The organism is Ruegeria sp. O11 (genome assembly GCF_056535285.1).
In genome coordinates this window covers 17,334-43,874 of record NZ_JBQERS010000012.1, presented here as the reverse complement: position 1 = coordinate 43,874, position 26,541 = coordinate 17,334, and the positions used below count along the sequence as shown (strand labels likewise).

The 26,541-nt window shown below is 51.5% G+C and carries 18 protein-coding genes; 9 read left to right on the top strand and 9 right to left on the bottom strand.

Annotated features, from left to right (window positions below; translation table 11 throughout):
• Positions 1 to 26: 26 nt before the first annotated feature.
• Positions 27 to 2,444 carry a DNA topoisomerase (ATP-hydrolyzing) subunit B gene (gene gyrB, locus ACRZ91_RS17590; RefSeq protein WP_480907416.1) on the top strand — a complete coding sequence of 806 codons (2,418 nt, stop codon included), beginning with the start codon at positions 27 to 29 and terminating at the stop codon, positions 2,442 to 2,444.
• A 348-nt stretch (positions 2,445 to 2,792) separates the two neighbouring features.
• On the opposite strand, the gene ACRZ91_RS17585 is transcribed toward gyrB, so the two are convergent.
• Complete coding sequence (locus tag ACRZ91_RS17585; protein WP_480526639.1) at positions 2,793 to 3,623, bottom strand: hypothetical protein; 831 nt, start codon at positions 3,621 to 3,623, stop codon at positions 2,793 to 2,795.
• Positions 3,624 to 3,694: 71 nt separating this feature from the next.
• Between ACRZ91_RS17585 and ACRZ91_RS17580 the strand changes: the two genes are divergently transcribed.
• The 4 genes from ACRZ91_RS17580 to ACRZ91_RS17565 are packed head-to-tail and all read left to right on the top strand — an operon-like array spanning position 3,695 to position 9,205.
• On the top strand, positions 3,695 to 4,405 hold the full coding sequence (locus tag ACRZ91_RS17580; protein ID WP_170526191.1) for a TnsA endonuclease N-terminal domain-containing protein: 711 nt from the start codon (positions 3,695 to 3,697) through the stop codon (positions 4,403 to 4,405).
• Positions 4,354 to 6,354: a Mu transposase C-terminal domain-containing protein gene (locus ACRZ91_RS17575; RefSeq protein ID WP_480907414.1), complete on the top strand. Its 2,001-nt coding sequence runs from the start codon at positions 4,354 to 4,356 to the stop codon at positions 6,352 to 6,354. Before ACRZ91_RS17580 ends, ACRZ91_RS17575 begins: the two co-directional genes overlap by 52 nt.
• Complete coding sequence (locus tag ACRZ91_RS17570) at positions 6,351 to 7,325, top strand: TniB family NTP-binding protein (RefSeq protein ID WP_480907412.1); 975 nt, start codon at positions 6,351 to 6,353, stop codon at positions 7,323 to 7,325. The genes ACRZ91_RS17575 and ACRZ91_RS17570 overlap by 4 nt, the downstream gene beginning before the upstream one ends.
• The gene (locus ACRZ91_RS17565) at positions 7,325 to 9,205 is read left to right on the top strand and encodes a TniQ family protein (protein WP_480907519.1); all 1,881 of its coding nucleotides are present in this window, start codon (positions 7,325 to 7,327) and stop codon (positions 9,203 to 9,205) included. Before ACRZ91_RS17570 ends, ACRZ91_RS17565 begins: the two co-directional genes overlap by 1 nt.
• A gap of 318 nt (positions 9,206 to 9,523) precedes the next feature.
• Here ACRZ91_RS17565 and ACRZ91_RS17560 read toward each other — a convergent pair whose 3' ends face one another.
• Complete coding sequence (locus ACRZ91_RS17560; RefSeq protein WP_480907410.1) at positions 9,524 to 11,149, bottom strand: L,D-transpeptidase family protein; 1,626 nt, start codon at positions 11,147 to 11,149, stop codon at positions 9,524 to 9,526.
• Between the two features lie 321 nt (positions 11,150 to 11,470).
• Positions 11,471 to 13,231: an adenylate/guanylate cyclase domain-containing protein gene (locus ACRZ91_RS17555; protein ID WP_480907408.1), complete on the bottom strand. Its 1,761-nt coding sequence runs from the start codon at positions 13,229 to 13,231 to the stop codon at positions 11,471 to 11,473.
• Between the two features lie 689 nt (positions 13,232 to 13,920).
• Here ACRZ91_RS17555 and ACRZ91_RS17550 point away from each other — a divergent pair.
• On the top strand, positions 13,921 to 15,231 hold the full coding sequence (locus ACRZ91_RS17550; protein ID WP_480907406.1) for an MFS transporter: 1,311 nt from the start codon (positions 13,921 to 13,923) through the stop codon (positions 15,229 to 15,231).
• Positions 15,232 to 15,436: 205 nt separating this feature from the next.
• Here the strand turns inward: ACRZ91_RS17550 and ACRZ91_RS17545 are convergent, their stop codons facing one another.
• From ACRZ91_RS17545 to ACRZ91_RS17530, 4 genes are all read right to left on the bottom strand, one after another.
• Positions 15,437 to 15,988 (bottom strand): 2OG-Fe(II) oxygenase, encoded by a 552-nt coding sequence (locus ACRZ91_RS17545; RefSeq protein WP_480907404.1) that lies wholly within the window; start codon positions 15,986 to 15,988, stop codon positions 15,437 to 15,439.
• 232 nt (positions 15,989 to 16,220) lie between these two features.
• Positions 16,221 to 16,508 carry a hypothetical protein gene (locus tag ACRZ91_RS17540; RefSeq protein ID WP_480907403.1) on the bottom strand — a complete coding sequence of 96 codons (288 nt, stop codon included), beginning with the start codon at positions 16,506 to 16,508 and terminating at the stop codon, positions 16,221 to 16,223.
• A 402-nt stretch (positions 16,509 to 16,910) separates the two neighbouring features.
• Positions 16,911 to 17,774, bottom strand: a complete 864-nt coding sequence (locus tag ACRZ91_RS17535; protein ID WP_480907401.1) for a LysR family transcriptional regulator — start codon at positions 17,772 to 17,774, stop codon at positions 16,911 to 16,913.
• Between the two features lie 260 nt (positions 17,775 to 18,034).
• Entirely contained in the window at positions 18,035 to 18,898 is an 864-nt protein-coding gene (locus tag ACRZ91_RS17530) for an alpha/beta fold hydrolase (RefSeq protein ID WP_480907399.1), read from the bottom strand.
• Positions 18,899 to 19,106: 208 nt separating this feature from the next.
• Here ACRZ91_RS17530 and ACRZ91_RS17525 point away from each other — a divergent pair, with 208 nt between their 5' ends.
• Complete coding sequence (locus ACRZ91_RS17525) at positions 19,107 to 20,066, top strand: alpha/beta fold hydrolase (RefSeq protein WP_480907397.1); 960 nt, start codon at positions 19,107 to 19,109, stop codon at positions 20,064 to 20,066.
• Positions 20,067 to 20,357: 291 nt separating this feature from the next.
• Here ACRZ91_RS17525 and ACRZ91_RS17520 read toward each other — a convergent pair whose 3' ends face one another.
• Together ACRZ91_RS17520 and ACRZ91_RS17515 are read right to left on the bottom strand one after the other, a co-directional pair.
• Positions 20,358 to 20,759: a DUF302 domain-containing protein gene (locus ACRZ91_RS17520; RefSeq protein ID WP_480907396.1), complete on the bottom strand. Its 402-nt coding sequence runs from the start codon at positions 20,757 to 20,759 to the stop codon at positions 20,358 to 20,360.
• A gap of 658 nt (positions 20,760 to 21,417) precedes the next feature.
• On the bottom strand, positions 21,418 to 22,440 hold the full coding sequence (locus ACRZ91_RS17515) for a helix-turn-helix domain-containing protein (RefSeq protein WP_480907394.1): 1,023 nt from the start codon (positions 22,438 to 22,440) through the stop codon (positions 21,418 to 21,420).
• A 96-nt stretch (positions 22,441 to 22,536) separates the two neighbouring features.
• On the opposite strand from ACRZ91_RS17515, the gene ACRZ91_RS17510 reads away from it, so the two are divergent.
• A complete protein-coding gene (locus tag ACRZ91_RS17510) occupies positions 22,537 to 24,048 on the top strand; it encodes a DUF1214 domain-containing protein (protein WP_170660759.1) in 1,512 nt (503 codons plus the stop codon).
• Between the two features lie 34 nt (positions 24,049 to 24,082).
• The gene (locus tag ACRZ91_RS17505; protein ID WP_170660758.1) at positions 24,083 to 25,576 is read left to right on the top strand and encodes a DUF1254 domain-containing protein; all 1,494 of its coding nucleotides are present in this window, start codon (positions 24,083 to 24,085) and stop codon (positions 25,574 to 25,576) included.
• Positions 25,577 to 26,541 lie beyond the last annotated feature (965 nt).

The window sequence follows — 26,541 nt, the reverse complement described above, 5'->3', positions numbered from 1 at the left end:
ACCAAAATAATATAGGTACTAACGGCATGTCCGAAGACGCACAGGCACCCCAGGAATACGGCGCAGATTCCATCAAAGTTCTCAAAGGCTTAGAGGCGGTTCGCAAGCGCCCAGGCATGTATATCGGGGACACGGATGATGGCTCGGGTCTGCACCACATGGTATACGAGGTCGTGGACAACGGAATTGACGAGGCGTTGGCCGGTCATGCCGACCATGTGACCGTGAAAATCCACGCCGATTCCAGCGTTTCGGTCAGCGACAACGGTCGCGGTATTCCGGTCGATATTCACCCCGAAGAAGGCGTTTCGGCTGCCGAGGTCATCATGACCCAGCTGCACGCGGGCGGTAAGTTCGACAGCAACTCGTACAAGGTGTCGGGTGGTCTGCACGGTGTGGGTGTATCGGTGGTGAACGCACTATCCGATTGGCTGGAACTGCGCATCTGGCGCGCTGGCAAGGAGCATGTGGCGCGGTTTGAAGGTGGTGAGACTGCAGAACATTTGAAAGTTGTGGAAGAGTGCGGCGATCGCACTGGAACCGAGGTGCGTTTTCTGGCCTCGACCAATACGTTTTCAAATCTCGAGTATTCATTCGAGACTCTGGAAAAACGTCTTCGCGAGCTGGCCTTCCTGAATTCGGGCGTGCGGATCATCCTGATCGACGAGCGCCCGGCAGAGCGGTTGGAAACCGAGCTGTTCTATGAAGGCGGTGTCAAAGAGTTCGTTAAGTACCTTGACCGGTCGAAAACTCCGGCCATGCCCGAGCCGATTTACATCAAGGGCGAGCGCGACGATATTGGCGTCGAAATCGCTATGTGGTGGAATGACAGCTATCACGAGACGGTTCTGCCCTTCACCAACAACATCCCGCAGCGCGATGGCGGCACCCATGTGGCGGGCTTCCGGGGCGCGCTAACTCGGACGATCAACAACTATGCCCAGTCCAGCGGCATCGCGAAGAAGGAAAAGGTCAGCTTTACCGGCGATGATGCGCGTGAAGGCCTGACCTGTGTGCTGTCGGTGAAAGTACCTGACCCCAAATTCTCATCCCAGACAAAAGATAAGCTGGTGTCGTCCGAAGTGCGCCCAGCGGTCGAGGGTCTGATGAACGAAAAGCTGTCCGAGTGGTTCGAAGAAAACCCGAACGAGGCAAAGGGCATCGTCGGCAAGATCATCGAGGCCGCTTTGGCCCGTGAGGCCGCCCGTAAGGCGCGCGAACTGACCCGCCGCAAGACGGCGATGGATGTGAATTATCTGGCCGGTAAGCTGAAGGATTGCTCTGAAAAAGACCCGTCCAAGACCGAAGTTTTTCTGGTAGAGGGGGACTCGGCTGGTGGTTCTGCTCAGACGGGTAGGGATCGCCTGACGCAGGCGGTACTGCCCCTGCGCGGTAAAATCCTGAACGTCGAACGCGCTCGGTTTGACCGAATGCTGTCGTCACAGGAGATCGGTAACCTTGTGATGGCGCTAGGCACCGGCATTGGTCGCGATGAGTTCAACATCGAAAAGCTGCGCTACCACAAAATTGTCATTATGACCGATGCGGATGTCGATGGTGCGCACATCCGGACCCTGCTGCTGACGTTCTTCTATCGGCAGATGCCGGAATTGATCGAAGGGGGGTATCTCTACATCGCGCAACCGCCACTCTATAAAGTTTCTCGAGGTAAATCTGAGGTTTACCTGAAGGACCAGGCTGCGCTTGATGAATATCTGGTTAATCAAGGCGTCGAAGGTGCGGTTCTAAAGCTTGGTTCCGGTGAAGAATTAGTTGGCCAGGACCTGACCCGCGTCGTCGATGAAGCGCGTCAATTGAAACGTGTGCTGGATGCGTTCCCAACCCATTACCCGCGTCATATCCTTGAGCAAGCCGCCGTCGCCGGTGCATTTGTGCCAGGTGCTGTGGATGCTGACCTGCAAGGTGTGGCCGACAAGGTTGCGGCCCGTTTGGATCTGATCGCACTGGAATACGAACGCGGCTGGCAAGGTAGGATCACACAAGATCACGGCATCCGCCTGGCCCGTATCCTGCGCGGCGTGGAAGAGGTTCGCACCTTGGACGGCCCCATGCTCCGCTCGGGCGAGGCGCGCAAAACCGGCAGCTTCACCCAAAGCCTGCAAGAGGTTTATAACACTCCAGCGACCCTGATCCGCCGCGATCGGTCCCAAGTCATCCACGGTCCGCTGGATTTGCTGCGCGCGATTCTGGAAGAGGGCGAAAAGGGCCTGTCTCTGCAACGCTACAAGGGTCTGGGTGAGATGAATCCGGACCAATTGTGGGAAACCACACTCGATCCAGATGCCCGGACACTATTACAGGTTCGAGTTGACGATATGGTTGAGGCCGATGACCTGTTCACCAAGCTTATGGGCGATGTTGTGGAACCACGCAGAGAATTCATTCAGAAGAATGCGCTAAGCGTCGAGAATCTGGATTTCTGATCTAGTGTAGGGACGCGCACAAACCTTCACGCACCCCATAAGTTTGCACGATTTGCCCATAAGTTTGCACTGTTTCACGATAATAGTGCAGAGGAGAGCAAGTAAATCGCCTTATGCGGGTGTCGAAGGATAGGTTTCAGTTGCTCAAGGATTGAACACCTGATCGCGATACCAGATCAGGTTCTCCTTGTGCCCAGCAGTTTGACCAGAGATCTGCTTGGAATGTCCAGAAAACGAGCTCATTGCCGGTGCGGACAATTTACTCGAAAACCTAGGTGTCCCGTCGTCCTTGAAAGTCACCAGACCCTTGTCAAATGCTGTATCCCATGATGCTGACAGCAAATAGCTTTATTCGGATACCCTAAGGTCTGTAGCTCGTTCAGCTCTCTTTTCGGGCAGTGTTGCAAAGCGAATACCCTTTAAGAAGAGTTTGTCGCGCAAATCATTCATCCGACGCAAGTCATATGCGCTTCCTTCGGGCACGATCATGAGAATTTCTGGCACAAGCTTTTCGATAAGGGCCAAGTGCCCCAGTGTACCGATGATATCGCGGCGGTTTACTTGACTACGATATGCTTTTGTTTCGATTGCAAACCGGCGTCCGTCTGCACAATCCACGACTAGATCGGGGCTGACCGGTTCTATAACTTTGCCTGAACGAATGGTGACATGACTGGTGTTGAACAACTGCGCCCCAAAGCGTTCGAAGTAGTTGGTCACGATGGTTTCAAACTGCTGAGCTCTTTCTGGTGCAGAAATCGCAGCACTGGTAACTGAATTAGACGCCTGCTTTCTCTTTTTTCGTAGTTCGTCATACTTTTTCTTGAGCGCAACCTGACCGGAATGGCCCGCAAAGACTTCGGCGGCCGATTTCTTGGCTTCCGAAGGGTCCAATTCATTCATTTTCATCAGGAACATCACCAGGGTCATGCCGAGCCATGGAGGTTTCGCGGCAAAGATATCCGGGTAATTTTGCTTTAACCAAGCGCTTACATTCACAGTTTTCTTTAAGCTATCCGATTGTTTTCCTTTGATATTAGCTACACTTTGGAGAACTTCACTCGAAGTTCCGAGCCCGTAGTATTCTGGTTGGCTCATTGCCTCTGAAAGAGCTTCGCCAAGCTCGATCCAGTTTTCTCTTTTTGCCACGCCTTCAAGGCTGCCGGATTTTTCCGCCATTTTTTTCCATGTATTCTGTGTCCGAATATCCTATTCGGGTATTTCCATCAAGGATAGTACAAGATCTACCAGTGAAAAAAGACCCCAAGTCACACCCAACATCCCGCATCGTAAGAAAAGCGGGGCAAAAAAAGAGAGCAAATTACGTCAGTGCTCCGAAATGTGCTGGATACATCCAATTGGAGAGCACATTGGAGGCCACGACTGCTTTTGCGTTGGCGTTGGATCCGCGTGTAGCCAGTTTCCGGCCCCAACCTTGCACATATGATCTTCTATCGGGAAGGTCTTATGCGAAAAAAGAGAATCTTATCGATGAGTTTGTCGGAAAGCGCTATCGCCCCAAGCCTTATACACCCGACTTCCTCGTCAGAATGCGGGATGGTCGAACAGCTTTCGTTGAAACAAAAGCTGAAAGTCGGGTCAACGAGGACCTCCATCGGAATTTTTTGCCAAAGTTTTTCAAATCTGTTGGCCATCATTGGACACTGATTACAGACGAAACGCTGACGGAAATCGTGGCTCACAACGTCCGCACGCTGAAGGCTGTTATTGACAGGCCACCAACGAAGAAAACTCTAGAGGTCCTTTCTGAAGTGCCAAACGAAGGTGTCCGTCTTGGTCAGCTGATCTCCGAGTTTGATCTTGGTTCGGACGAACTCCTTTGCGCTATCCTTTCCGGGTTTCTTGCAGTGGATCTTCATAGTCGACGTCTTGGGCCGGCTTCGTTTGCGTGTTTGTCGCCAACTCCAAAAACCAATCATCTGGAGATCATCGAGCTATGACCCACGTTCAGCGACAGTATATTGGCTGGCATGTTCTGATCGAAGAACAGACCTTCACCGTAGAAGAAATTGGAGTGCGCGACGGTTCAGTCTCCCTGACTGACAAGGACGGTGTTTATTCGCACATCAGCTTTGAGAGATTTAGAGAACTCATTCATTCCGAGATGGCGTTCGATCCGAACGCAGATGCCAGGTCACTGCGCCGAATGCTCAACGCTTCTGAGCAGAAAGAACTAAGCTTCAAAAAACGTGTTATCACAGCGATCAGAGTGCATCGAGGAGGTGGTCTCACTTGGCAGGCAGCCTACAATCGACTTTTACTAGACTTCTTGGATGACAAATACACGTCTTTCCGAGCTAATGGTTTTCCCTCACTAAGGACTGTTCAATCCTGGGATAAGCTGGACCGTTCAAAAGGCGATGCAGGGCTTCGACCCAAACACACGAACAAAGGCAACCGAGCGCCCAGATACGACTTCTTGTTTGAAGAAGTCACTTACGATCTGCTCGAAGAACGGTTTCTGACTTCGGATCGCATGACGCTTACGTCTCTCGCAAGGCTTGCCAAAGCAAAGTATCAGAAAAAATGTGAAGAACTGGATCTCAAGCCCGGGCCATGCGGTAGCAAATGCGTAAACGCAATTATTCAGCTATTGCCACATGCAGATGTTGTGAAACTTAGGCTCGGCAGTGCGGAAGCAAGAAAACAATACTTGCTCGCGATGAATCTTCAGAAAGTTGAAGTTCCGTTCGCACGTCTCGAGACAGACTCCACCACTTTGGACATGTGGTGCGTGGATGATGACGGAGATCCAGTAGGACGTCCAACAGTGTGTGCGGTCATCGATTGCGCAACGGGCCTGATTCTGGGTCTTCAAGTGTCTTGGGGCGCTCCATCATCCAGTCTTACCGCGAGAACCATGAAGGAGGTTTTCGTACCCAAAACGGATGCGTTCTTTGATCGCTACAAAATCCAAAACAGGTTTCAGGCCGTCGGTACGCCACAATTGACGGTATCAGACCAAGGCTCAGAAAACTCTGGCGATATTATTGGGTCAGTCCTGTCGGCCTCGGCACAAGACTGGTTGAAGTGCGTTCCAGGCCAGCCAGATAAGAAGCCATTCATTGAGAGGTTTTTCCGAGAACTAAGTCGATTTATTACCCAGTTTCAGGGGGCCTCCCAAACTTCAGAAATTGGCGCGAAAAAACGCACAAAAATCGCGGAAACAGAAGCTGTCTATACCATTCGCGAAGTCGAAGAAATGCTCCAAAGGTGGCGCTATGACATCTACGCTCAAAAGCAAAGACGGCGAGTGCAAAACATCCAACGGACCAATGAGTCTCCCATTGCCGCATGGAACAGACTGAGTAGACGCCACTTACTTCCCCCCGCGCCATCTGCGGTCCAAGTCAGAGAAATGTTTATGGTTGAAGAGGCAGTTCGTGTCGCCGAACGAGATGGCATCATGTTCAAGAACATTCGGTACGCCTCGTGCGAGCTGAAGAACTATCTTGAGCGCGTTGGAGTAAGAAACAAGGTTCAGATCCGGTACGACCCAAATGACATCCGAGAAATCGCTGTCTGGGACGAACTGGCTCACGAACACTTTTTTGTCCCTACAAAGAGAGAAAACTGCCCCGCGTTGTCATTTGCCCAGTTGGATGCCGCACGAAAAGCGTTGCGCACGCCTGACGTGGAGGAAATCGAAACACAGGCAATTCTAGCCGAACTTCAAATCTATGAAGACTTCAAAGACAAGGCCGACAAACTTACGTCGAAAAAGCGCCGGGCAAAGCAGATCGCAGCGACCCGCAACAAAGAGCTAATTGAACGTTCGGATCACCTACCCGGTGAAGATCCCACCAACTCAGCCAAACGCAAACGGATCAAGCCGACAGTTAGCCTGCCCGGGAACATGCCGAAGAAATCAACCCGGAGGCACAGTTGAGTCACCAGAACTACAGTTACGTCCTGAAACAAGCCGTCTATCACGCCTTGTATCAACAAACGCGCAGTGAACTGATTGAAGCCATTAGCCTTGCACAGCGGCTCGGTGGGTCAATCGTGCCCTTCCTCGGTCCAACAAGATGCGGAAAAAGTCGGATGCTCGAGGATCTGCGGGATACTATCGGTAAGCCAACAACTGAATACCAGGGATGGGTCTATGACAGCGATTTTGTCATCGGTTCCATCCCCAACAAGCCAAATGATAAAATGCTTGTTCGATCCATGCTGGCTTCGCTGGAACTGAGCGGTAAGAGAGGGTCATCTGCGTCAGAGATCGAGGCACAGCTATACAAGGAAATCACGAGCAAGGGCATTCGTGTCATTGCGATGGACGAGTGCAATCACTGCGCTGAACGTGGTGAACGGCTGTCAAAGCGGGGCGTTACCGACCATTTCAAACGCCTCGTGGACAACACAGGTGTGACGCTGGTCCTCTGCGGGTTGCCCAAATTTCAGAGAATTCTGGATGAGAACGAACAGTGCCGTGATCGGGCAATGAAATCCACTTACATGTTGCCCTATTCCTGGTCCGTTGAAGAGGAAAAGACCAACTTCGCTGGCGCTATCGCAGCGCCACTCAACAGCTTGCAAGAAGCCGGCCTAGAGTTTGACTTTGACCCTCATGACATTGTGGTGCGCCTTTACGGAGTGTCTGGCGGCCGCGTTGGGATCGTTATGCGCGTCTTGCACGGGGCAATCGCCTACATCGAGAATGATGTGTTGAGCTACGCCAGCCTCGCCAAGGCAGCGAACTCCGTTCTTCAAGCCCAACACCGTCCAGATTTTTTCTTTGAATCTGATGATATCGAAGAGCTGGATTTGGTCCGTTCGTTCGTAAACGTCATGAAGGAAGCCGACCTTGAGCTTGCACCTTCCACGACGGAAGAATTTTCAGTGTTGGAACACTATTGATGCTGGCCAGAACAACAAATCCACAACCTGATGAAAGCCTCCTCGGCTTCCTTCGCAGATTGTCTGCTTTCAACGCATTCATCGACACGGGGGATTTCTTCTCGGAGCTTGGTATTAGGTACGGACGCCCTCTGATCGAGAGCATTGATGACTTGGAGCGCAAATGTGGATTACTTGCGGGCGAGCTCGCGGCAATCGCACCGGAAGCCAAGCCAAAAGACGCATGCCGCGAGTGGCAATATGAACGGCACCGGTCTGACCCAGTGTGCCCAATCTGTATCGCAGACGGTAAGGTCTATCACCAAAGCTGGCGTCACACGCTGGTAACTGCGTGCCCTGAGCACACGTGCAGGTTGGAAGATACCTGCCCGCGATGCTCAGAGGCTCTTACGCCCGAAAATGGAGGGCACGGAAAATGTTCTTGCGGAACGGATTTGTCGAGACTTCCAGTTCAGACAGCGCCGCGACATGAGGTTCTAATCTCGCAGTTGATTTCGGGCATTCCATCAAGTGAAGTCTCTGGTCTTCCGAAGCAGTTGGTGTCCAGTCCTCCAGCAGATATCGGCCGTTTTGTTCATTTCCTAGCCTCGTCCTTCTCAACAAATCGAACGGGCAAGGCTCTTAAGACTAAATTGCCGAGAACAGTAGAGGAGGCTGTTGTGCTGCTTGAGCCGGTTGCTTCATTATTAGAAAACTGGCCAAACGGTTTTGAAGATCACGTTCGCGAACGTCTGGTAAACGCTGACCCAGCATTGAACTCCGCGCCTGCAAGATTGGGAAATTGGTATCAGCGGTTCATGCAATTCAAAGATCCCGCATATGAACCATTTCACAAGGCTTTGGGTGGAGTTGTTTCAAAAGAGTTCAGCGGAACCTATCTCGGTTCATTTCAAGTCGATGAATCAAGAGAATGGGTGTCTGCCAAGGAAGCTGCTCAAGAGATTGGGATCACGTCGCAGAGGCTGGTTGAGGCGGTTCAAAAGAAACAGATTGCCGGCAAACAAAGCCGGAGCGGATATGGGCACACTCATACTGTTATTCCTCGGCTAGAAGTTCATAACATCCTCGCTGATCGAGAAAGATACTGCGACGGCACTACAATCCGAAACCTACTTGGAGTTTCACGAAAGCAGCTTGAGCTTTTGCGTGAAGCTGCTGTGGTCAGCGAAATTGCTTTGGAAGATCGTCCCCCGTTGATTGACGGTGGCTTTGACAGAATTGCCCTTGCAGATCGGCTGGCTCGTATCAGTGCCTCCGCGGTCCAACGGGATGGTGAGACGATCAGTTTTGTGGATCTAAATCTTCGCAGAACAACGGATCGTTCGGTGCTCATCCAAATTTTTCAGCGCATCTTTGATTGTGAGATCGTGCCTGTAAACGCGAATAGCGAAGTCTTGTTAGGTAAGTTCCAGTATCTGAAAAGCGACGTGGAAAGAGAACTGAGTAAAGGGCGCTTCTCAAAAGACTGGACAGCTCAGGATGTTGCCAGGATCACTGGTTGGAAACCTCAATCAGTCGTGCACTGGTGCAAGCTTGGTCTGCTCGAAGCTCGCGAAGTTTCGCATGGTCCGAACAAGGGTTATTTGATCTCGCCGGAACAGCTAGCGCGGTTCCAATCTACTTTCGTGCCTGTCGCAGTACTTGCTGGGTCACGCCGCACAACATCGCGGCGCTTGCTCGGCCTTCTCGCGAAAAGTCAGATCGAGACTTATGGCGCACAAAAGGAAGCCCAAACAAGCAGAGGCCATCTAGTACGCCTGTCAGACCTCATGACTTTAGCCAATTCCGGAGGACTTCCATCTCTGGATGCCGAAAGCTGTACGGCAAGTCTGAGAAGCCATGAGGCGAAGATGGCTCGTAGCCGAGTCCACCCCAACTAACCTCCCTATCAAAAAGGAACATCTGATGAGTAAACATCTTAGACATAACGAACTCTTCACTGGAGATACGCGCAACCAAGTACACTTTCAGTGGTTACCTTGAGCCCAAGGTACAAAATGTTTCACCGGATACTAAGGTCAGCTATGCGCAGAAACCGGACATTGCAAAGTCTTGTAGACGGCCCAGAGCTGCCACTCGGCGCTGCACTGCGCGTTGATCGTTTGGGAGTCCTGAACGCAGCTGCGCTGATTCATTTTGGTGACGACAACTATTGCAGTTTGAATATAGAATTGCGCATCTCTTTGAGGATGAGGTGTTCATCGATCCAAAGCTGCAAGGATTCGAGCATCTCGTTCGTATGGATCCTCACGGAAATGAACGGCCCCATCTTCGACCCAAGCAGTCCAATAGGTTAAAAGGACCGGCATGGGCTCGGGTAGGTTAACGCGCGTTGTCTTCCCGCTATCCAAAATGGATTGCATCTTTTGCCGGCTCCAGTCGGGCTCTCCCTCCATCAAAAGGCTGGCAAATTCGAAAGGATACTCAAGACGAACGCAGCCGGAACTTAGGTTCCGCTCATTTCGGTCGAAAAGACTGCGGTCGTTGGTATCATGCAAGTATACAGCGTATTTATTAGGAAACATGAACTTGACTAAACCTAACGCATTGTCTGGGCCCGGCCGCTGAACCAAAGTCACGGCGGGGTTCTTTGCTCCCCAGTTGACAGCGTTGGCAGGAATTGTCTGCCCGTCTTTGTTCCGAACTACGTAATTGTTGCGCGCCAGATAGGCTGGATCCTTGCGGATCCGCGAAAGCTTGTCTTTCCGAAAAATCGAGGCGGGAACGGTCCAAGTCGGATTGAATTCCATGTATTGGATTTCATCTCGGAACACTGGGGTTTTTCGGTAGGCTGATCCTGTGATCGACCGAGTGGTCCAAACCGTCCCATCGGACTTGACTAAGTAAGTACGGGTTCCTGCAATATTTACTAGCACGAATTCTTCGTCGATTTCCCGCATGAGCCAGCGGCCTCGCTCCAGGCTGAGGCGCAACTTATTTATGCGATCTTCGACAGGTTTGTTGAGAGACGCGAAAGTCTTACCACCAACGACGCCATCTGCTTCCAACCCATGACGATTTTGAAAGGTTTTTACCTGTTGCACCAAATTATCGTCATAAACCCAAGCTGGATTTATGCCGTTTTGGCTGATTTCTGGAAATTCATTTGTTCCATCGTAGCCTTCTGTCGCTAACCTTTTGCGCAGTTCGGCGACGGCAGGATCCACCATTTCCGGCTTCAGAACCGTTTCTTCGGGGACTTTGTTCCAGCCTCCCTTTGATGCAATAGCTCTGTATTTGCGCAATGCATCAACGAGCATCGTATATTGCGCGTTGTCGATATCGATGCGTTCAATCAAAGCGCTGAAGCCTTCACCTTGAAGAAATTGGCTCAATACAATGGAAGGGTCTTGTTGAATTACTGGTTTTGAGAAGTTCCAATCGTCGTCCAATGCATTTGGATCGACTTTTCCAAAAACCAAATGATGCACGAGTTTTACTGCGGCGTCGGTCGCCAAAATATCGAACAGTGCTTTATTTGAGGTATCGCCACCCTGTGAGTCTTTGAAAGCGGATCGAAGCTCTTCTAGTTTGAAGTCACTCGGCGTAAAGCCCTGATCAATTGCTCCATCCAACTCCTCAAACAACTCGTCAACCAATTCAAAACTTGTCCAAGCTGGCGCAAATTCTCTGTCTGTATAGAAACGAGGCACAAGGATTCCTGCGTCCAAACTCTTGCTGTTTGAAAGTGTACTACTCGCATTCGTATTTGACCTTAGAAGCGCTTCTATCTGTTCCGAGACTTGGTCTGCTGCGCCTAAATTGGGGCATGTCATCAGCGTTGCAGTCAGTGCAGTTGTAACTACTGATTTAAGACCTTTCATCATCCGCTCCGCCACCTTCAATCTATATATTGGCTCTCCATCGGAAGATACTCCAACATTATGTATAATCAAATTGGAATTTATTGGTCTCGGATCTTGCTCGCGCCGCATCGACGACAATTATTTGCGAATGGCTGCGTTGCCCGTAGAACAGACGGCGGGTGAAAACTTGAGAACGTCTGCTCTGGGCTGAAACAGTCGTTGCCGATTGAAGCAATGAGCGATTGCTTAGAACCTTTCGAGAACAGTGCGCCAAAATTGAATCTACCTTTGGCACGTTTTGTCTGCGGTAGTTTGCGAGCTTTGGCATTTGGACCAACTCTACGACTTAACACCAGCTTTCTTCAGGCCTTCGACCAAAAGCGCATTGTGTTCGGGCAGACGGAAGAGGATCAAAGCTCCGGAGACAATGCTGTCTAGGAACGCTGGGGCGAAATCCGCCAGCGCCTGCTCATGTGGCAGGCCTGCTTCGGCACGCCCGAGGTGGGCGGCACTGGCGATCATAAGAGCCCGGCGGATCGGCGCACGCGGCGTCATCTGAATCGCGCGCTCACCCCAACGCATTGCGTCTTCAAAATCAGCGTCGGCGAAGGCAGCTTGGGCGAGCGCCAGATAGGCGTCTCCTACCCACAGATCAGTGTCGCGTGGGGAAAGCTGGAGGGCAAGGTGGGCATGTTCGCGCGCCTCTGTGGTTCGCCCGACCAAAGACTCATGCCAGGCCATGAAGAAGATGTTCCGGGCAAAGTTCGGGTTCAGTGTGAAGCCCAAACTGAAGTCGGCGTTGGCCCCGTCAAAATCCCCACGGAAATGACGAACCACACCGCGAACGCATAAGGCGCGAGGGTCGAGTTGACCACCAAGAAACAGAGGTTCAACACTTTTCTCAGCTAGGCCCAGGTTTTCGGTGGGGTCCTCATCGAACTGGTATAGATAACGCATCAGGTAGGCAAACGCTTTGATCCAATGCGCCTGGACATTGCGCGGGTCGAGATCAATGGCGCGATCAGAGGCCGATATGACCTCATTGAACTTATCCTGAGAGTAGAAGCCTCCTGCGTAGAAGATCGCCATTGCACGTAGTGAGAGGTCGTAGGAGTTGAAGTCGATATCTCGAGCCACAGACGCGCGATCTATTTCGGCAATGGATATCTGGGGGGCGATGGCGCCGACCACGCTGCGTGTAATCTCATCCTGTAACGCGAAGATGTCGTCTAGCGTGCGGTCGTAGCGCTCGGCCCAAACATGGGCTCCATTTGTGCAGTCGATGAGTTGGGCAGTAATGCGTACGCGGTTTTGGGCTCGACGTAGGCTACCCTCTAGCATGTAGCGAACACCGAGTTCACGAGCGACATCTATATGGGTGACGGGGCGACCCCTGAACGAAAACGAGGAGTTGCGGGCGATGACGAAAAGCTCGGGAAAGCGCGAGAGCTCTGTGATGATGTCTTCGGAAACGCCGTCACAGAAGTATTCCTGTTCTGGATCATTGGACATGTTCTGGAAGGGCAAGACAGCGATTGAGGGTTTGTCAGTGGGTTGCGATTGGTTTTGCGTGGAATCAGATTCGCCATCCATCGCCAATTTGTAGGCGCGAACTGGCTTGGAGATGTTTTTGAGCGCTACTTCGCCAAGGTCTATGATGTCGTGTTCAATTTTGCCTCGAACCTGCCGGCATGCGTCGTCAGACAGAATGACACCGCCTGGGTCAGCGACGCCTTCGAGTCTGGCGGCAAGATTAATACCCTCGCCATAAATGTCGCCCTCGTCCAAGATTACGTCTCCAATGTGCAAGCCTATTCGGAAGCTGATCCGGCTTTCGGTGGGGCTCTCGGCTTCGGCGGCGTGCAGCGCCTTCTGGAGCGTCGCTGCGGCCTCAACGGCAGAAACGACCGAGCTAAAAAGTGCAAACAGGCCATCACCGGTAAGCTTGATAATCTCACCTCCGGCACTCTCGATACCTGGATTGATGATGTCCCGGCGTAGGTCTTTGAGACGCGCAAGTGTTCCCGCCTCGTTAGCCGCCATAAGCCGTGAGTAGCCGACCATATCGGCGGCAAGTATGGCGGCAAGTCGGCGTGTCATGCGCATTTCCCAATAGCAACCTTTATTCGAATCTATCAAGTTTGGTAGTAGTGTACCAACTTTCGAAAATGTCCGGTTTGGGCTATCTACGGTCCTTCGGTTAAAGCGGGCCAATGGCGGCGAAGCCCGCTTAGCGGAAGTTGGCCCAATTTTGCCGAATGTCCGGTCCTGTTGAAAGCAGACAACGTACACAGATGGACCGATTTTGTGGACTTGAATGTCAGCTTATGCCGAAAGCGGTCGCTCCGTAATACTTGCGCAAGTTCCGCTTTGCGGACTTTGCAGCCATCCGCATTCTTAGTTCAAAGAACCGCAGTCAGCCCGAAGCGGACATTCACAACCAGACTTTGCAAATCCAGCTTCGCGGACAAAACCGACTTTTGTAGCCACGACTATTGCTCATACTGAAAGTGCTCGCATCCTCAGCGATAGATTTTTCGGTTAAGCAGTGATTTTCCCGTTTGCGGCCATTCTATTGGACTAATCCAGCCCGAGTTCAGCAATCCTTTCGCTGTAATCAGCGTTGAAAATCGAACGCCAGCGAAGCGGGTTGTCAAAAAGAAAAACCGAAATTCCGTTTTTGAATTTTTGTAACTTGCACGATTAGCAAAAACGACATCGGGTCGCTGACAGGAAAGATAAAATGAGGAAACAGGTTTGACTAGTTCCCAGTCCATTGAGCACTTCTCATGCACGAACGTCGAATACCAGAATGGCTTCGCCATGCGCCAGCACCCAGCCTGCGGGGATTCGCCATTCTGGCGGGAACGGAGGCGATTGCCAGGGGTATTTTGATCTCTGTCTTTCCGGTAGCGATGTACAACGCGCTGAAGGATGCGCGATTTGTATCCGAAATTTATTTCGCCATTGGCGCGGTATCACTCTTGATCGGTCTTCTGGTTCCCTACCTGATCCGGTTTGTTCCACGGAGATGGGTCTATGTGTTCGGCACTCTTTCGTACGTCGCGGGTGCGGTTGTGACGACCGTTGCCACCCCTGCTGCCGTTATTGCGGGGCTCGCACTCACGACTTTCGCCGTTGTGACGACATTTGTGTGCTTCAACGCCTATGTACTCGACCATGTTGCCAGGATTGAACTGGGACGTTTTGAGACATCTCGGCTTTTTTACAGTGCGCTGGGTTGGACGGCTGGGCCTGCACTTGGCGCGATATTGTACGAATGGTGGCGACCTGCACCGTTCCTGATTGCAGCCGGCGCGGCGATTGTCATGCTGCTCATCTTTCTTGTTATGCGCCTCGGAAACGGCAGGCTCATCACCAAAAGTCAAAGCACTCCCGCAAATCCGTTCGCCTATTTCGGGAGGTTTTTTGCGCAACCACGATTGGTTGCCGGATGGGTATTCGCAGTCGTTCGTTCCTGTGGTTGGTGGGTTTATGTCGTATACTTGCCCATCTATGCGGTTCAGAACGGGCTAGGCAGCCAACTAGGAGGGGTTGCTTTATCGATTTCCAATGCCGCCCTGTTTTGCACCCCACTGATGCTTCGTTTCATGCAGCACAGTTCGGTGCGCGCAGCAGTGAGAACCGGATTCCTCATGTCCGGGCTGCTATTTCTTTTTGCTGGAGTTCCATTCGGAATCCCTGAAGTCACAATCGCATTTTTAATGATGGGCTCGATTTTCCTGATCTTGCTCGATGTTTCCGCAGGTTTGCCGTTTCTTCTCGCAGTCAAACCGTCCGAACGAACTGAGATGTCAGCAATTTACGCGAGCTTTCGCGATGTTTCGGGTATTATTACACCTGGTGCCGCCTGGCTGGTTCTTATCGTGGCGCCGCTCTCTGGTGTGTTCGCCGCGGGTGGCGTAGGTTTGCTTTGGACGTGGGTTCTGGCTCGTAAGCTGCACCCCCGGTTGGGTCAGACACGCATATCTGTCGAAAGTACTTCAAAGGAAGCTGGCAAAGTTGCTTCTGATATGGTGAGCCCGCCAAACTTGGTCCATGAGAAATCAGTCGCCAGTCACTTACCGACGGATACATAATAGAGGCCAGCCACTGAGTGACCAAAGCAACTCAGGCGTCAGTACCGTGCGGATTCCAAGATTTAGCAGAGACGTTGGACTACAACAATTGCCACTTCAGCGCATATGTTAAAGGCAAGCCTGCCTCTTTCGGCTCTATTTCCCACACGAAAGGAATCGTTAGCCTTGTAGTTTCGGACCCTTAGTCAAACGCGTACGGAAATCATCACCGAAACGCCGGGCCATGCGCCCAGACCGTCAACGAATACCGATCACCATTCTCAACCGGTGTCACCTGATGCAACAAGAAGCTGGGAAAGATGGTCGCGCTGCCCTGATGCCGACTGGCCGTTACAGCATAAGCGCCCGGCATTATCTCCAAGTCGCCGCCGTCGTACATTCCGGGTTTGCTGAGTTGAACGACCAGCGACAGCTTTCTTTTTCGGGCGACTGGCCCATCGCCGATATCGGAATGCCACGCAAAATGACCACCATCTGATGCTTTATAGCAGGCAATCTGCGGACTTTCGGCGAACTCGCTCAGATCGAAGCCAAACTTGTCGGTGTTGAAGCGACGGACAACATTGATCAGGCGTGACATCACCCAATCAGAGCCATCGACGTTGTCCAGCCAGGTCACATCCGCTCTGCGCAGATTATGATCCTTGTTTTGCCCGACAAGCAGAGCCTCGTTCGCCGGGGCTTTTTGCGATGCAGCAACAATCTGCTCACATTCCCGCGCGGTAAATGCACCGGGAATCGAATGAACTTCCAGCATTCTGTACACCATTTTTGATTGGTACTGGATTTTGCCAAAACGCACAGATGGCGCTGCGCTGTTTTCGACCTAAGAGGCTGAAAGCGACGTAATTTTTCTACAATCTCAATTGTTTTCGGACGCGCTACCCAGAGTGGGAATTCATCTTCGGCGCTCTCGGACCCCAAACGGTATAAGATGCGGGATCAGGGGACGCGAGTATTGTGTCGCCTGTGACTAAAATTTCCAATGTTCAGGCTTTGGATTTCCTTCGGCCTCCTTTGCATCGGTGATTATGCCCGCGCAAAGGAAGATTACCGTTTGCGTCCCATTCGTAATCGCTCGGGCGCGAACGTCGTTCCCGGTTTTCTTTTTCCGGGTCGAATTCGGACGGGTCCCATATCTCGGCGGAATCGTCCCAATCTTGTGGGCTTTGCAAATCCTGCTGTTTTGCTGCCGAGTGCTTCACGATCCCGAACCGTTGTGACGCAATGAAACGCCTTATGTGTTCGGTAACGCGATCAATCCTGCGCCTATCCATCGATACCTCCTTTCCCTCCACTTCGTTATTTTAGGAGATCAAAGCTCGTTTTCGGAGTGCCAAACCTTATGATTTTTTCTCAACTGTGTTATCGATGATCTGAATAGATGTTTGTTTTCAGTATATTGTCTCTTTGAGGGACAATCCCTTCAATTTGGCAGACTTTTATAACTCCCTATACTGATCTGGTCTCGATGCACGGCCGTGGAGAGGAAAATGCGTTTGCAAAGGTCTTTTGGTTGGAGGTACTGGACCATCATGGGCGGCGTTTTGATGGTCGTGATTACCGCTGGTTTAATTTTCGAATCTGGCAAAAAGCAGCCCGCAGCAACCGAAGCCCTGGAGGCCTCCGAAAACTGACAATTCGCCTTCTACATGGTAAGCCGCGATTAGTCCGCCATCTCAGGCCGTGACGGGAAACTGTTCTTTTGCAAAGGCACTCAATAGCTGGGCGGCCTTGCAAGGGAGGCTTTCAGGATCATCGTCTGCAAAAACAGCATAGGCGGCATAGGCAAACCGGGGAGCATCCTCAATCACCCTCAACCAACCGGTTTCGACTTCCTGCGCAACTACCCGCCAGGGGAAAAATCCGGCTCCCGGCTGGGCTTTCAAATAGTTCAGGCCGAGAGTTCCAATACCAAGCTGCAACATTGGCGTTGGAATTTCCGGAAAGTTCAGCAGGTGATCAGCACGGAATTCCGGCCCCCAGTCGATCAGAACATAGTTTTCTTCAAATGGGCTTCGCGAGGTATCGAAATCGCTGCTCACGAGTACAAAATCATCTTCGAACAACTGCATTGCGGTCAACCCGACAGTGTTCCGCGGATCATACATCACAGCCAAATCCAGCGCGCCCGCAGTCGTTTGGCTCAGCAGTGTTTCAGTTGAAACCGTAGACCCGTGAACCGCCACATTCGGAAACGCTTGCATGAACTCTGGCATCGCGTCGATCAGAAACCCATCCCACAAGCTGGGTACGGCACCAATTTCCAGTGCAGCTTCTACAGCATCAGGCAGGGAGGCGTCGATCCGAGCTTGTGTCCAGCACCTGACAAGTGCCTGCGCGTGTTTATGAAAGCGGTGCCCGGCAGGAGTAAGTGTAGCACCCGATTTTCCGCGCTCGAACACTGGTCGTCCAAGCTGTTGTTCGAGTGACCGAATGCGCATGCTCACTGTTGATTGTGTAACGTAAACCTTGTTGGCAGCCTCCAGAAAACTGCCCGTTTCGACAATCGCCAGAAATGTTCGCGCGAGTTCAATATCCATGGGGTATCTATTCGAATTTCAAATATAATGCATGAAGCAATTTCGCTATTCAACTAAAACAGTATGTGGCAGATTTGGCTCGTAGCATGAAACTGTTGCCGCTGTTCGGTTGCGACCCCAGGGTCTCAGAGTCCCCCATCTCGAAGTGAGTGTCGAAGAACGGCTCCCGGCAGCGCCAAGCATCTTTCATGCTACACGACCTGCCTCACCTGATTGGGAACGTATTGGCCTGCGTTTCCTAGATTTCCAGTGTCGCCGGCTCACGATCTTCTGATCGGCTTGATTTCCATTGAAGCCATGTAGCGACGGTCCACAGTTCCAATATGTGACAGCACCTCCATCTCGAAACTTTCCTTGAAGGTAAAGGGCCCCAAATGGCCGGCACCTTTCAGAACCTTTAGCTCAGCAAGCTTACCTTGGGTTGCCAGAATTTCTGCGATGCGCTTTGTGTGCGCATGAGTCTCCGATCCGAGCATGATCGTAGAGGGAATTCCTTCATGAAAAATATTTTCTGGATCAGGTTCATTCAGAAGCGCATCGAAATCGCTTGGGGCTTTGTGAACCCAATTAATCATAGCGCACCTGCGTTCACGGCTCAGGGCTTGCCAAGAGCCAAGTCCTCCCCAAAAATCGGTAAAAACCTGTGCGCTAAACTCTTCGCATCCCTCTTCTATGCCAGTTCGTATTGCGTTTGTGAGGCTTACAATCTCGGAACACAATGAACCGTCAGCCGCGTTTCCGGCTTTCAGTAGGCTGAACAAAGTTGGTTCATAGAGACAAAGTGATCGAACAAGGTCGGGTCGAGCTCTGGCGATATGCAACGCCAGCGCTCCTCCATACGAGTGTCCAATCAAGTGAGCGGGTCTGCCAAGCTTCTCAATCTCAGTGATGATCGAAGCAGCTTCGTGTTCCAATGTGAACGGCCCGTCGGGGATTTTATGACCCCGAGACAGGGTTCCAATTAGGTCGGGCGCTATTGTTTTGGTTTCATCGCTCATCCGGGCAAACAGAGTGCGCCACTGGCTTCCGTCAGCACCGGAACAATGTAGCCCCACGCAGGGAGCGGGCGAAATTTGGGACCGGGACGGCGAAGCGTGTAGTGATGCGTCAAATTGTTTATTCATGTGATGACCTCCAATCTGAATTTCACAATGGTGTCATTCATCTGTCCTTCAACCTATCGGACACATGTCCCGGCTAGACTCAAAACGACGGGAAATTGTTGGGACATTTGCCCCAAATTGACTAAAAAAGGACATGCGAACCGTTAGATACACTTCCTCAAGCGATGGTACGTCGCTGGCGTGGAGCAAATCCGGAAACGGCCTGCCCATGGTAAAGGCGGCTAATTGGCTTACGCATCTCAGTTATGATCTCGACAGTCCAATTTGGTCTCACTGGATCGAAATGTTAGAAAGTCAATTCACCCTTGTTCGCTATGATGAGCGAGGCTGCGGATTATCTGACAAACGAGTTGAGAATCTGGGTATTGATTACTGGGTTGATGATCTCGAAGCTGTAATCGACGCCGCTGAAATAGATGAACCAATTTATCTTCTGGGTATTTCTCAGGGTGCGGCGACTTCTATCGCGTATTCGCTCATGTATCCCGACAGGGTCGCTGGGATGATACTTGTTGGCGGCTATGCAAGGGGCAGTAACCACCGCGGATCGGTTGCCGCCAAAAACTACAAGACTGTAATCGATATATTTCGCTTGGGTTGGGAGAATGACAACCCAGCGTTCCAAGATGTATTCACATCAAGATTTCTTCCTGGCGCGGCAGTCGAACAGCGCTCATGGTTCACAGATCTTTGCCAAAAGACCGTTTTGCCTGAGACAGGGGCCGACCTGCTTATGGCGCGCGCTGACGTAAATGTTGAGAGCCTTCTGCCAAAGGTTTCAGTGCCGACACTGGTGATCCATTCAAGGGATGATCAGGTTATTCCGTTTGAAGAAGGGCAACGTCTCGCTCAGAAAATTCCCGGAGCGATAATGTCTGCTTTGGAAGGGAAAAACCACATTATCCAACGCGATGAACCTGCTTGGCGCGCTTTTTCCAAGAGTTTGCTTGAGTTCACATCTTCCGGTCAAACGACGGACTTTAACGATTTGACAAAACGCGAACAGGACGTGCTGAGACTTATCTGTCAGGCAATGAGTAGTAAAGAAATTGCTAGAAGTCTTCAAATGAGTGAAAAAACCGTTCGAAACCACACAAGTAAAATCTACGCCAAACTTGAACTGCAAAACAGACAGCATGCAATTCGCACGTATGGGCATCTGTTCTGATTAGAGCATGAAGCTGCAAACCTATTAATCTGATCTAACGTGGCAATAGTAGCTCTGTCCGCGTAGCAGTCGTTCACGCCGAGTGCAGCGAAAGACCGCTGTGAGCCCATTTTTCCAAATACTGCACAGTGAATCGATGGCAGCTTTGCGCAGAAAGCGGCCTTTGCAAAGTCTAACGAACGGCCCAAAGCGTGGTAGGCCTGTTGCGTTGAGAACCGCTGAAATCAACCCAAAGCGGACGACGAAAAGATGGCCAATCGGCAAAGGTTTTTTGCGTTTTCCTAACAGCGGCTACTCAATTGCCTTGCGAAATGTCTCGGTCAGCCGTTTGTTCAATCCGTGATGAGGTTCGGCTGAAGAACCGTAGTGCAACTCCGCCAAGGCAGCGATGTCATTGAAAATGACTACGGAGCCGCCCTCTTCATTCGCATAAACCAATAGTTTTTGGCAAAAGGCATCCAAACCAATTGCCGGAAAGTCCGCCATAGCCACACCACCGGGCGCTGGTCCGCCGAACAGTAAGAGAACGGCATCCGGCAGCTCCGTCCCCAGTTGGGACGCTTCGGCCGCAAAATCGATTTCTCCAAACCAGACAGTATCGTCCTGCCCCATCACGGCTGTCCTGAGACGTTCGACTGCCTCTGGTACGCTGAGCTGAGATCGCAGCTCGATGATCCCGTAACTGATACCCACGGTCGTCTCCCATCCCATGAACGACCGTGGGTTTTTTCGCCAATTCCATTGGTTCGTGTCTGGAAATGACTAGGGGCTGCACCCAAAACAGAACTACAAAAGCTCGTCGCTGCATTTACAGAAGTATTTTCCATCTCGTGGATGCTTTTTGAGTAATTGTTTGGAATAGCTCCAAAAAAGTATCAACCAACATAAGCAACCAAACAATTCTAAGAAGGTGCTCGGTTAACTCGCGACCAAAGCTCTCCATCTCGAGGGGTGTGCGCATTGCATGCTCCGACTTTTAAGAAGTTGGATCTATCAAATATCCAAATTGGATACATAAATAGAGCAAGCATCGAAATATCAGAATGTTTCCCGTAGTGAGTGCGGGCGTCATTTGATTACCTAGCACTTTCCTACAGCCCCGCGTTGATCCTATCCCAGGGTAATCGACGCGGGGCAACAGATAGAATCACCTCTACAAGCAAATAGTCTGCAACTTTGTCATTGTTCCAGTTCACTTTGTTTATTGATCCTAAAAGAAAACGTATAAAGTGATCAAACTAGGTTAGCTTCCCGCCCTACTCGGGTTGGACGCGGTTACTCGTCGCATCCAACCTGAACTTTAATTTGTGAGCAATGCAGACGCCAGCGGCTTGCTTTTGCAGACGACCATTCAAGTATGACCGGAATTCCTTTGGCGATAGTCAGAGGGTGCCAATCCCGTTACCTTCTTAAATGCGCGGCTGAAATTATTTGCGGTTTCATATCCTAGCATGGAGGAGATACTGGAGACTGTCTCGCGCGTATCTGTGAGGAGTTCCTCGGCCCTTGCTACCCTGATATCGTTGACGATTTCGCGAAAACGAACCCCTTCGCTTGCTAACTTCCGTTGTAGTGTGCGAACGCCAAGATCGAGCGAACGCGCGGTGGCATCAATCGACATTTCCTCCCGATGAAGTTGTTGCCAAACCACTTCCTCGACTTGACCTCTAAGTGTTTGAGGTGGGCCGCCCAATCGTTCGCGTGAAATATCTCCGACAGTTGTCGAGCCTCCGCTAAGTTTTTTGGGCGCGGCTTCGGAGCTCAAAGCCGAAGCTTCAAACTCAACCCCAAGGCGGGTGGCGTTCCAGATTACAGGACAAGCGTAAGTGTCTTCTGCCTCGACAAACCCAGGAACTTTCGGGAAGTCCAAGAGCACGGCCGATGGCTTCCAGTCGTTTCCTAAATACGCGCGAAATATGCTCAGAAAAACCCCAACGGCCGAGAAACCGATGTCCGGATACGCGAAATGCGAGCGAAGTCCAAAACGATAACAGTAGCGCACGCTAGTGCCCGAAGTTTCAAGCCACGCGCGATCCGTGGACGAATGAAATGGCATGACGGCAGAAGCTCGTATTAGCGCTGCCCCCAGCGTTGGAGCAGAAAGAACGTAACTTCCCCAGGCGCCGTAGTCAGCGACAGTGAGATACGGTGACCACAACAATCCGATGTTTTGTTGTCCCGAGGATCGTGCGGCTTCGTGCACAAAGGTCGCCAAGGCATGCTCCGAGATGTAACCGCCTCTTTCCTCAATGAAGTGAACAGGAAGATCGGCAGAGTCAAAAGTACGCAACAGGCGTCTTTCCCCAGCGGCCTCAAGCACAAACTGGGGCATCGCGCCCAAGGCCTTGGCCGAAATCATCGGTGGTAGGTTCAATCCGTCAACCCGCTTGTTCGCCCGCGTGTCGTGAAATGATACGCATCGGCTGAACGGATGTGCAAGCTTTCCACAAACAGCAGGGAGCATTGCGCCATGAAAATACTTGGGCCATCACACAGCGGTTTGTCGACGCGTCTTTTTGGCGTGGCGCTTATTGTGGGTATTTCTTCCTCGCCAGTTCTTTCCCAGTCTTTCAATGACACGGGTGACATCCTTGCACGATCAGCCGAAGTCGAGGACATTGACTACAAGATCATGGTGCAGCGCGCCACTCAGACTGCAATCTGGGGAATGCCCGCCGCTGGTATGATCGATTTTCTGAAGGGCATTCGCCGCGACCTCGGTGGCGACTACAACGACATCATTTATCTCAATAAGCCGTTCGATTCCAAACATGGGTTTCTTACGGCTAACGATGTTACGGCCTATGCTTGGGCTTCAATGACCTCGGAACCCGGTCCCCTTGTCATTGAAGTCCCCGCTGCCACCGAAAAGGTGAACTACTTCGGTACAATCGTGAATGCTTGGGATGTTCCTATCGTGGACGTTGGTCCCGATGGTTTCGACGAAGGTGCCGGCGGCAAGTACCTCATGCTACCCCCAGGCTACGAAGGGGATATGTCCCTGGAGGAATTAACTGAGGCGGGATACCTTCCCTTTGAAACAGATACCTACGAATATGGTTTTTCGTTCCGGCCAAAACTGACGAATGGCGGAACGGACGCCGATGCGGCCGAGTACGCTCAGACGATCAAAGTGTACTACCTGTCCGAGGCCGACAATCCGCCACCCAACAACTATCTCGAAGCGTCAGAAGTGCCGTACGACTCGCTTCCATACTACAACGAGACATTCTTTCAGGACCTGAACGATTACGTTCAAAACAACCCGATCCGTCCACAAGACAAGGTTATGGTGAATTTTCTGAAAGATCTCGGGATCGAGAAGGGAAAGCCTTTCGAACCAAGTGAACTTCAAATGCAGGCAATGAACGAGGGATTGTTGCTCGCGTACGCCTCGATGCAGAACTACTTTGTGACGCCCGGGAAAGCCATGATCCCACTTTGGGTCGACGATAGCGGCGAGATGAGGAGCCAGTGGTTGATTTGGGATTTCGCGGATGGTCAACCCGAGGCTGGTTTCCCCTATGAGACTGAGACCGAAGTCCTTGTGGATGCGCGTGCGGGCGGTAGTTATTTCTGGATTACATACCTGCCGAAACAATTGGGCGGAGGTACATTTTATCTGACAGGCCTGCGCGACAGCGACGGGGAAATGTACGATCACAATCAGACCTATAAACTGAACGTCCCAGCGGATACACCTGCCGACGATTTCTGGTCCGTGATTGTTTATTCGATGGAGACCAAGAGCTTCATTCGGAACGTTGATCCTGTCGGTTTGTCCGAGCGCGACACTGATGCGATGCAGGCTAATGAAGACGGTTCTTACGACATCTTTTTTGGACCAGAAGCACCGGAAGGTATGGAAAGCAACTGGATACCAACCACAGAGCCGTACTTCCTTTTGTTTCGTCTATATGGGCCGCAAGAAGGATGGCTGGAGAGTGGCTGGATGCTGGGCGATCTAGAAAAAGTAAACTGATCAAAACAAACAGTAATTCCCAATGGAGCGAACAATGAAAACAAAGTCGTTAGCTGTGCTGACTGCCCTGGTACTCGCATCGCATTCTTCAGCCCAAGAATTCAAAGCCGACGTTCCTGAGAATGTTCTTACACCAGACAAGGTCGAGACCCAGACGCTTGGTGATCTGGAATTCTTCGATGGTATGCCATCACCTGAGACGGTGGAGAAAGTCTTCGACAACCTTGATCTGATCAGAGCAACGACGGCTTTCCTGGATGGCATGAAGATCGCTTCGCTTCGAGCTATGTTTCAGGGATACGAAGACTTGGGCGTCAGTCCCAATGACGTCGTGATTGCAGAAGACCTGCTGGACGCGCGCTCCATCTGGCTGACGCCCAATACAACCACAATCTACATTGGTTCGAATGTCGATATCTCGGATGGCCCGATGGTGATTGAGGTTCCGGCAGGCCTGCTTGGGTTGCTTGATGACGCCGCGTTTGACTATGTGACGGATATCGGGGCGCTTGGCGCGGATAAGGGAGAAGGTGGCAAGTATCTACTTTTGCACAACGACGATGAAACGCCGGTGCCCGAGGGCTACTTCGAACTACGCACAAAGACATATGAGCACTGGTTGTTGCTAAGACGCTCGCCAGACGCAGACGGAGATACGGCTGGCCCTGTTGCCGAGATCAAGGCGGGTCTGAATATCTATCCGCTTAGTGAAGCGGACAATCCTCCCGCGGAAACTTTCCTGAATATCTCCGGTGTTCAACACAACACTGTTCACGCGAACAACGAAGACTTCTTTGAAGAGATCCACGTCGCACTCGAAAACAATCCAATTGGTGCGTTCAGTCCGGAAATTGTAGGAACGTTTGCTTCCATAGGGATCAAGAAGGACGAGCCCTTCGAACCCGATGCCCGTATGCAGGCCATTTTCAAGGAGGCAGCAGCAATCGCAAACGCCACGGCGCGAGCGATCACGTATGCCTCGCGCGATCCAGGAGTGTTCTTTTATGACGACCGGCAATGGAACTCACCGTTCCAACGCCAGAGCTATCTTTTTCTTGAGGACGGCGCGCGCATCCTCGATGATCGGTCGTACTTTTTCTATATGGCAACGGGCATAACGCCTGCGATGACCTCGCCACCGGTCGGGACGGGGTCTGTCTATGCGATGACAGCGCGAGACAGCAACGGACAGTACCTTGACGGCTCAAAAACCTATAAGGTAACGCTACCGGCGCCGGTTCCCGCCAAAAACTTTGCGTCGTTTATGTTGTATAGCGGACAGACTCGGTCAATCCTTGAAACTGACCAGCAATCCGGTGGTATCGACTCTAATAGACCGGGGATAAAACCTAATGAGGATGGGAGTACCAGCATCTATTTTGGTCCAGAAGCCCCAGAAGGTTGGGAGAACAACTGGGCGCAAACCATGCCCGGGCAAAGCTTCAACGTGATGATGCGCCTCTACGGCCCGCTCGAGCCTTGGTTCGACAAGACCTGGCGTCCCGGTGATCTGGAACTGGTAGAATAAAGCGACAACCGCGACTATCGGGCGACGCTACTTTTTGGCGTCGTCTGACATTTTTTCGGTGTCCGCTTCGGGCTCGAAGCGGTCGCTCGTAGAATTTGGGCGAACGTCTGCTGTGTGGACAAAGCAGTCATTCGTAGAACCTCTAAAGACGAAGATGCAAATGCGTGATAGCTCCAGATTATGGCAACGACATCTGCGCGAAATCGACCATCCATTCCTTACACATTTGCCATTTTTGGTGTTCTTTCTGCTTCAATCTGTTTCGGCCTGGTTCCCTACTTCAGCCGCAGCCTAACCGAACAGGGCGTTGCACCCTAGGCCAGGCGCGTAAAACAACCGCTAGCGCTGCGCGGGCTTACTCTGGCGCCGAACCAACGGTTAAAATCTTCCCATTGCTCCAAACTAGAGCCTCGTAACAAACCTCGGCTCCTGCGCCTCCGCACCAACCACCGTCTCGTCCAATAAGCAGTATACGGTCAGGCCCCCAGTCAATAAGACGCCAACCCGTTGCCTGCCACGACATGATCTCACCGTCGACGATAAGATAGAGTGTCAGTCTTCAGCTTCATAATACCTTCCAAACCGTAGGCGGTGAATAGCGCCTAGGTCGCCTTTTCTGCTTGTAAGCTTATCGGAATGACGGGGTCTGCCATGCCACTCTTGTACACTTCATTTTGGAGTTTTTGCTGACTAAGCGTGGTTTGGGTTGAGTTTTGCCAACTAGAATGCACTTTTGATTGAGTTTTGGTGCGTTCAAGTTGATCGAGCTACGCTAAGTCAATCGACAATTGAGCGCGTATAGTGAACAGTGCAAACTTATGGGCAAATCGTGCAAACTTATGCGCAATATCTGTGCAAAATTATGGGCGACGACACCCAGATTTTCTGAATAAAATCAATGATTGGAATGCAGCGTTACGCGCGTCCCTACATCTAGTGTAGGTTTGCGCATAACACTTCGCGCA

What these genes read in the sequence shown, in the direction of transcription:
- gyrB (WP_480907416.1), top strand. Translation starts at nt 27, where the DNA reads ATGTCCGAAGACGCACAGGCACCCCAGGAATACGGCGCAGATTCCATC.
- ACRZ91_RS17585 (WP_480526639.1), bottom strand. Translation starts at nt 3,623, where the DNA reads ATGGCGGAAAAATCCGGCAGCCTTGAAGGCGTGGCAAAAAGAGAAAAC.
- ACRZ91_RS17565 (WP_480907519.1), top strand. Translation starts at nt 7,325, where the DNA reads ATGCTGGCCAGAACAACAAATCCACAACCTGATGAAAGCCTCCTCGGC.
- ACRZ91_RS17560 (WP_480907410.1), bottom strand. Translation starts at nt 11,149, where the DNA reads ATGAAAGGTCTTAAATCAGTAGTTACAACTGCACTGACTGCAACGCTG.
- ACRZ91_RS17555 (WP_480907408.1), bottom strand. Translation starts at nt 13,231, where the DNA reads ATGACACGCCGACTTGCCGCCATACTTGCCGCCGATATGGTCGGCTAC.
- ACRZ91_RS17550 (WP_480907406.1), top strand. Translation starts at nt 13,921, where the DNA reads ATGCACGAACGTCGAATACCAGAATGGCTTCGCCATGCGCCAGCACCC.
- ACRZ91_RS17545 (WP_480907404.1), bottom strand. Translation starts at nt 15,988, where the DNA reads ATGCTGGAAGTTCATTCGATTCCCGGTGCATTTACCGCGCGGGAATGT.
- ACRZ91_RS17540 (WP_480907403.1), bottom strand. Translation starts at nt 16,508, where the DNA reads ATGGATAGGCGCAGGATTGATCGCGTTACCGAACACATAAGGCGTTTC.
- ACRZ91_RS17535 (WP_480907401.1), bottom strand. Translation starts at nt 17,774, where the DNA reads ATGGATATTGAACTCGCGCGAACATTTCTGGCGATTGTCGAAACGGGC.
- ACRZ91_RS17530 (WP_480907399.1), bottom strand. Translation starts at nt 18,898, where the DNA reads ATGAATAAACAATTTGACGCATCACTACACGCTTCGCCGTCCCGGTCC.
- ACRZ91_RS17525 (WP_480907397.1), top strand. Translation starts at nt 19,107, where the DNA reads ATGGTAAAGGCGGCTAATTGGCTTACGCATCTCAGTTATGATCTCGAC.
- ACRZ91_RS17510 (WP_170660759.1), top strand. Translation starts at nt 22,537, where the DNA reads ATGAAAATACTTGGGCCATCACACAGCGGTTTGTCGACGCGTCTTTTT.
- ACRZ91_RS17505 (WP_170660758.1), top strand. Translation starts at nt 24,083, where the DNA reads ATGAAAACAAAGTCGTTAGCTGTGCTGACTGCCCTGGTACTCGCATCG.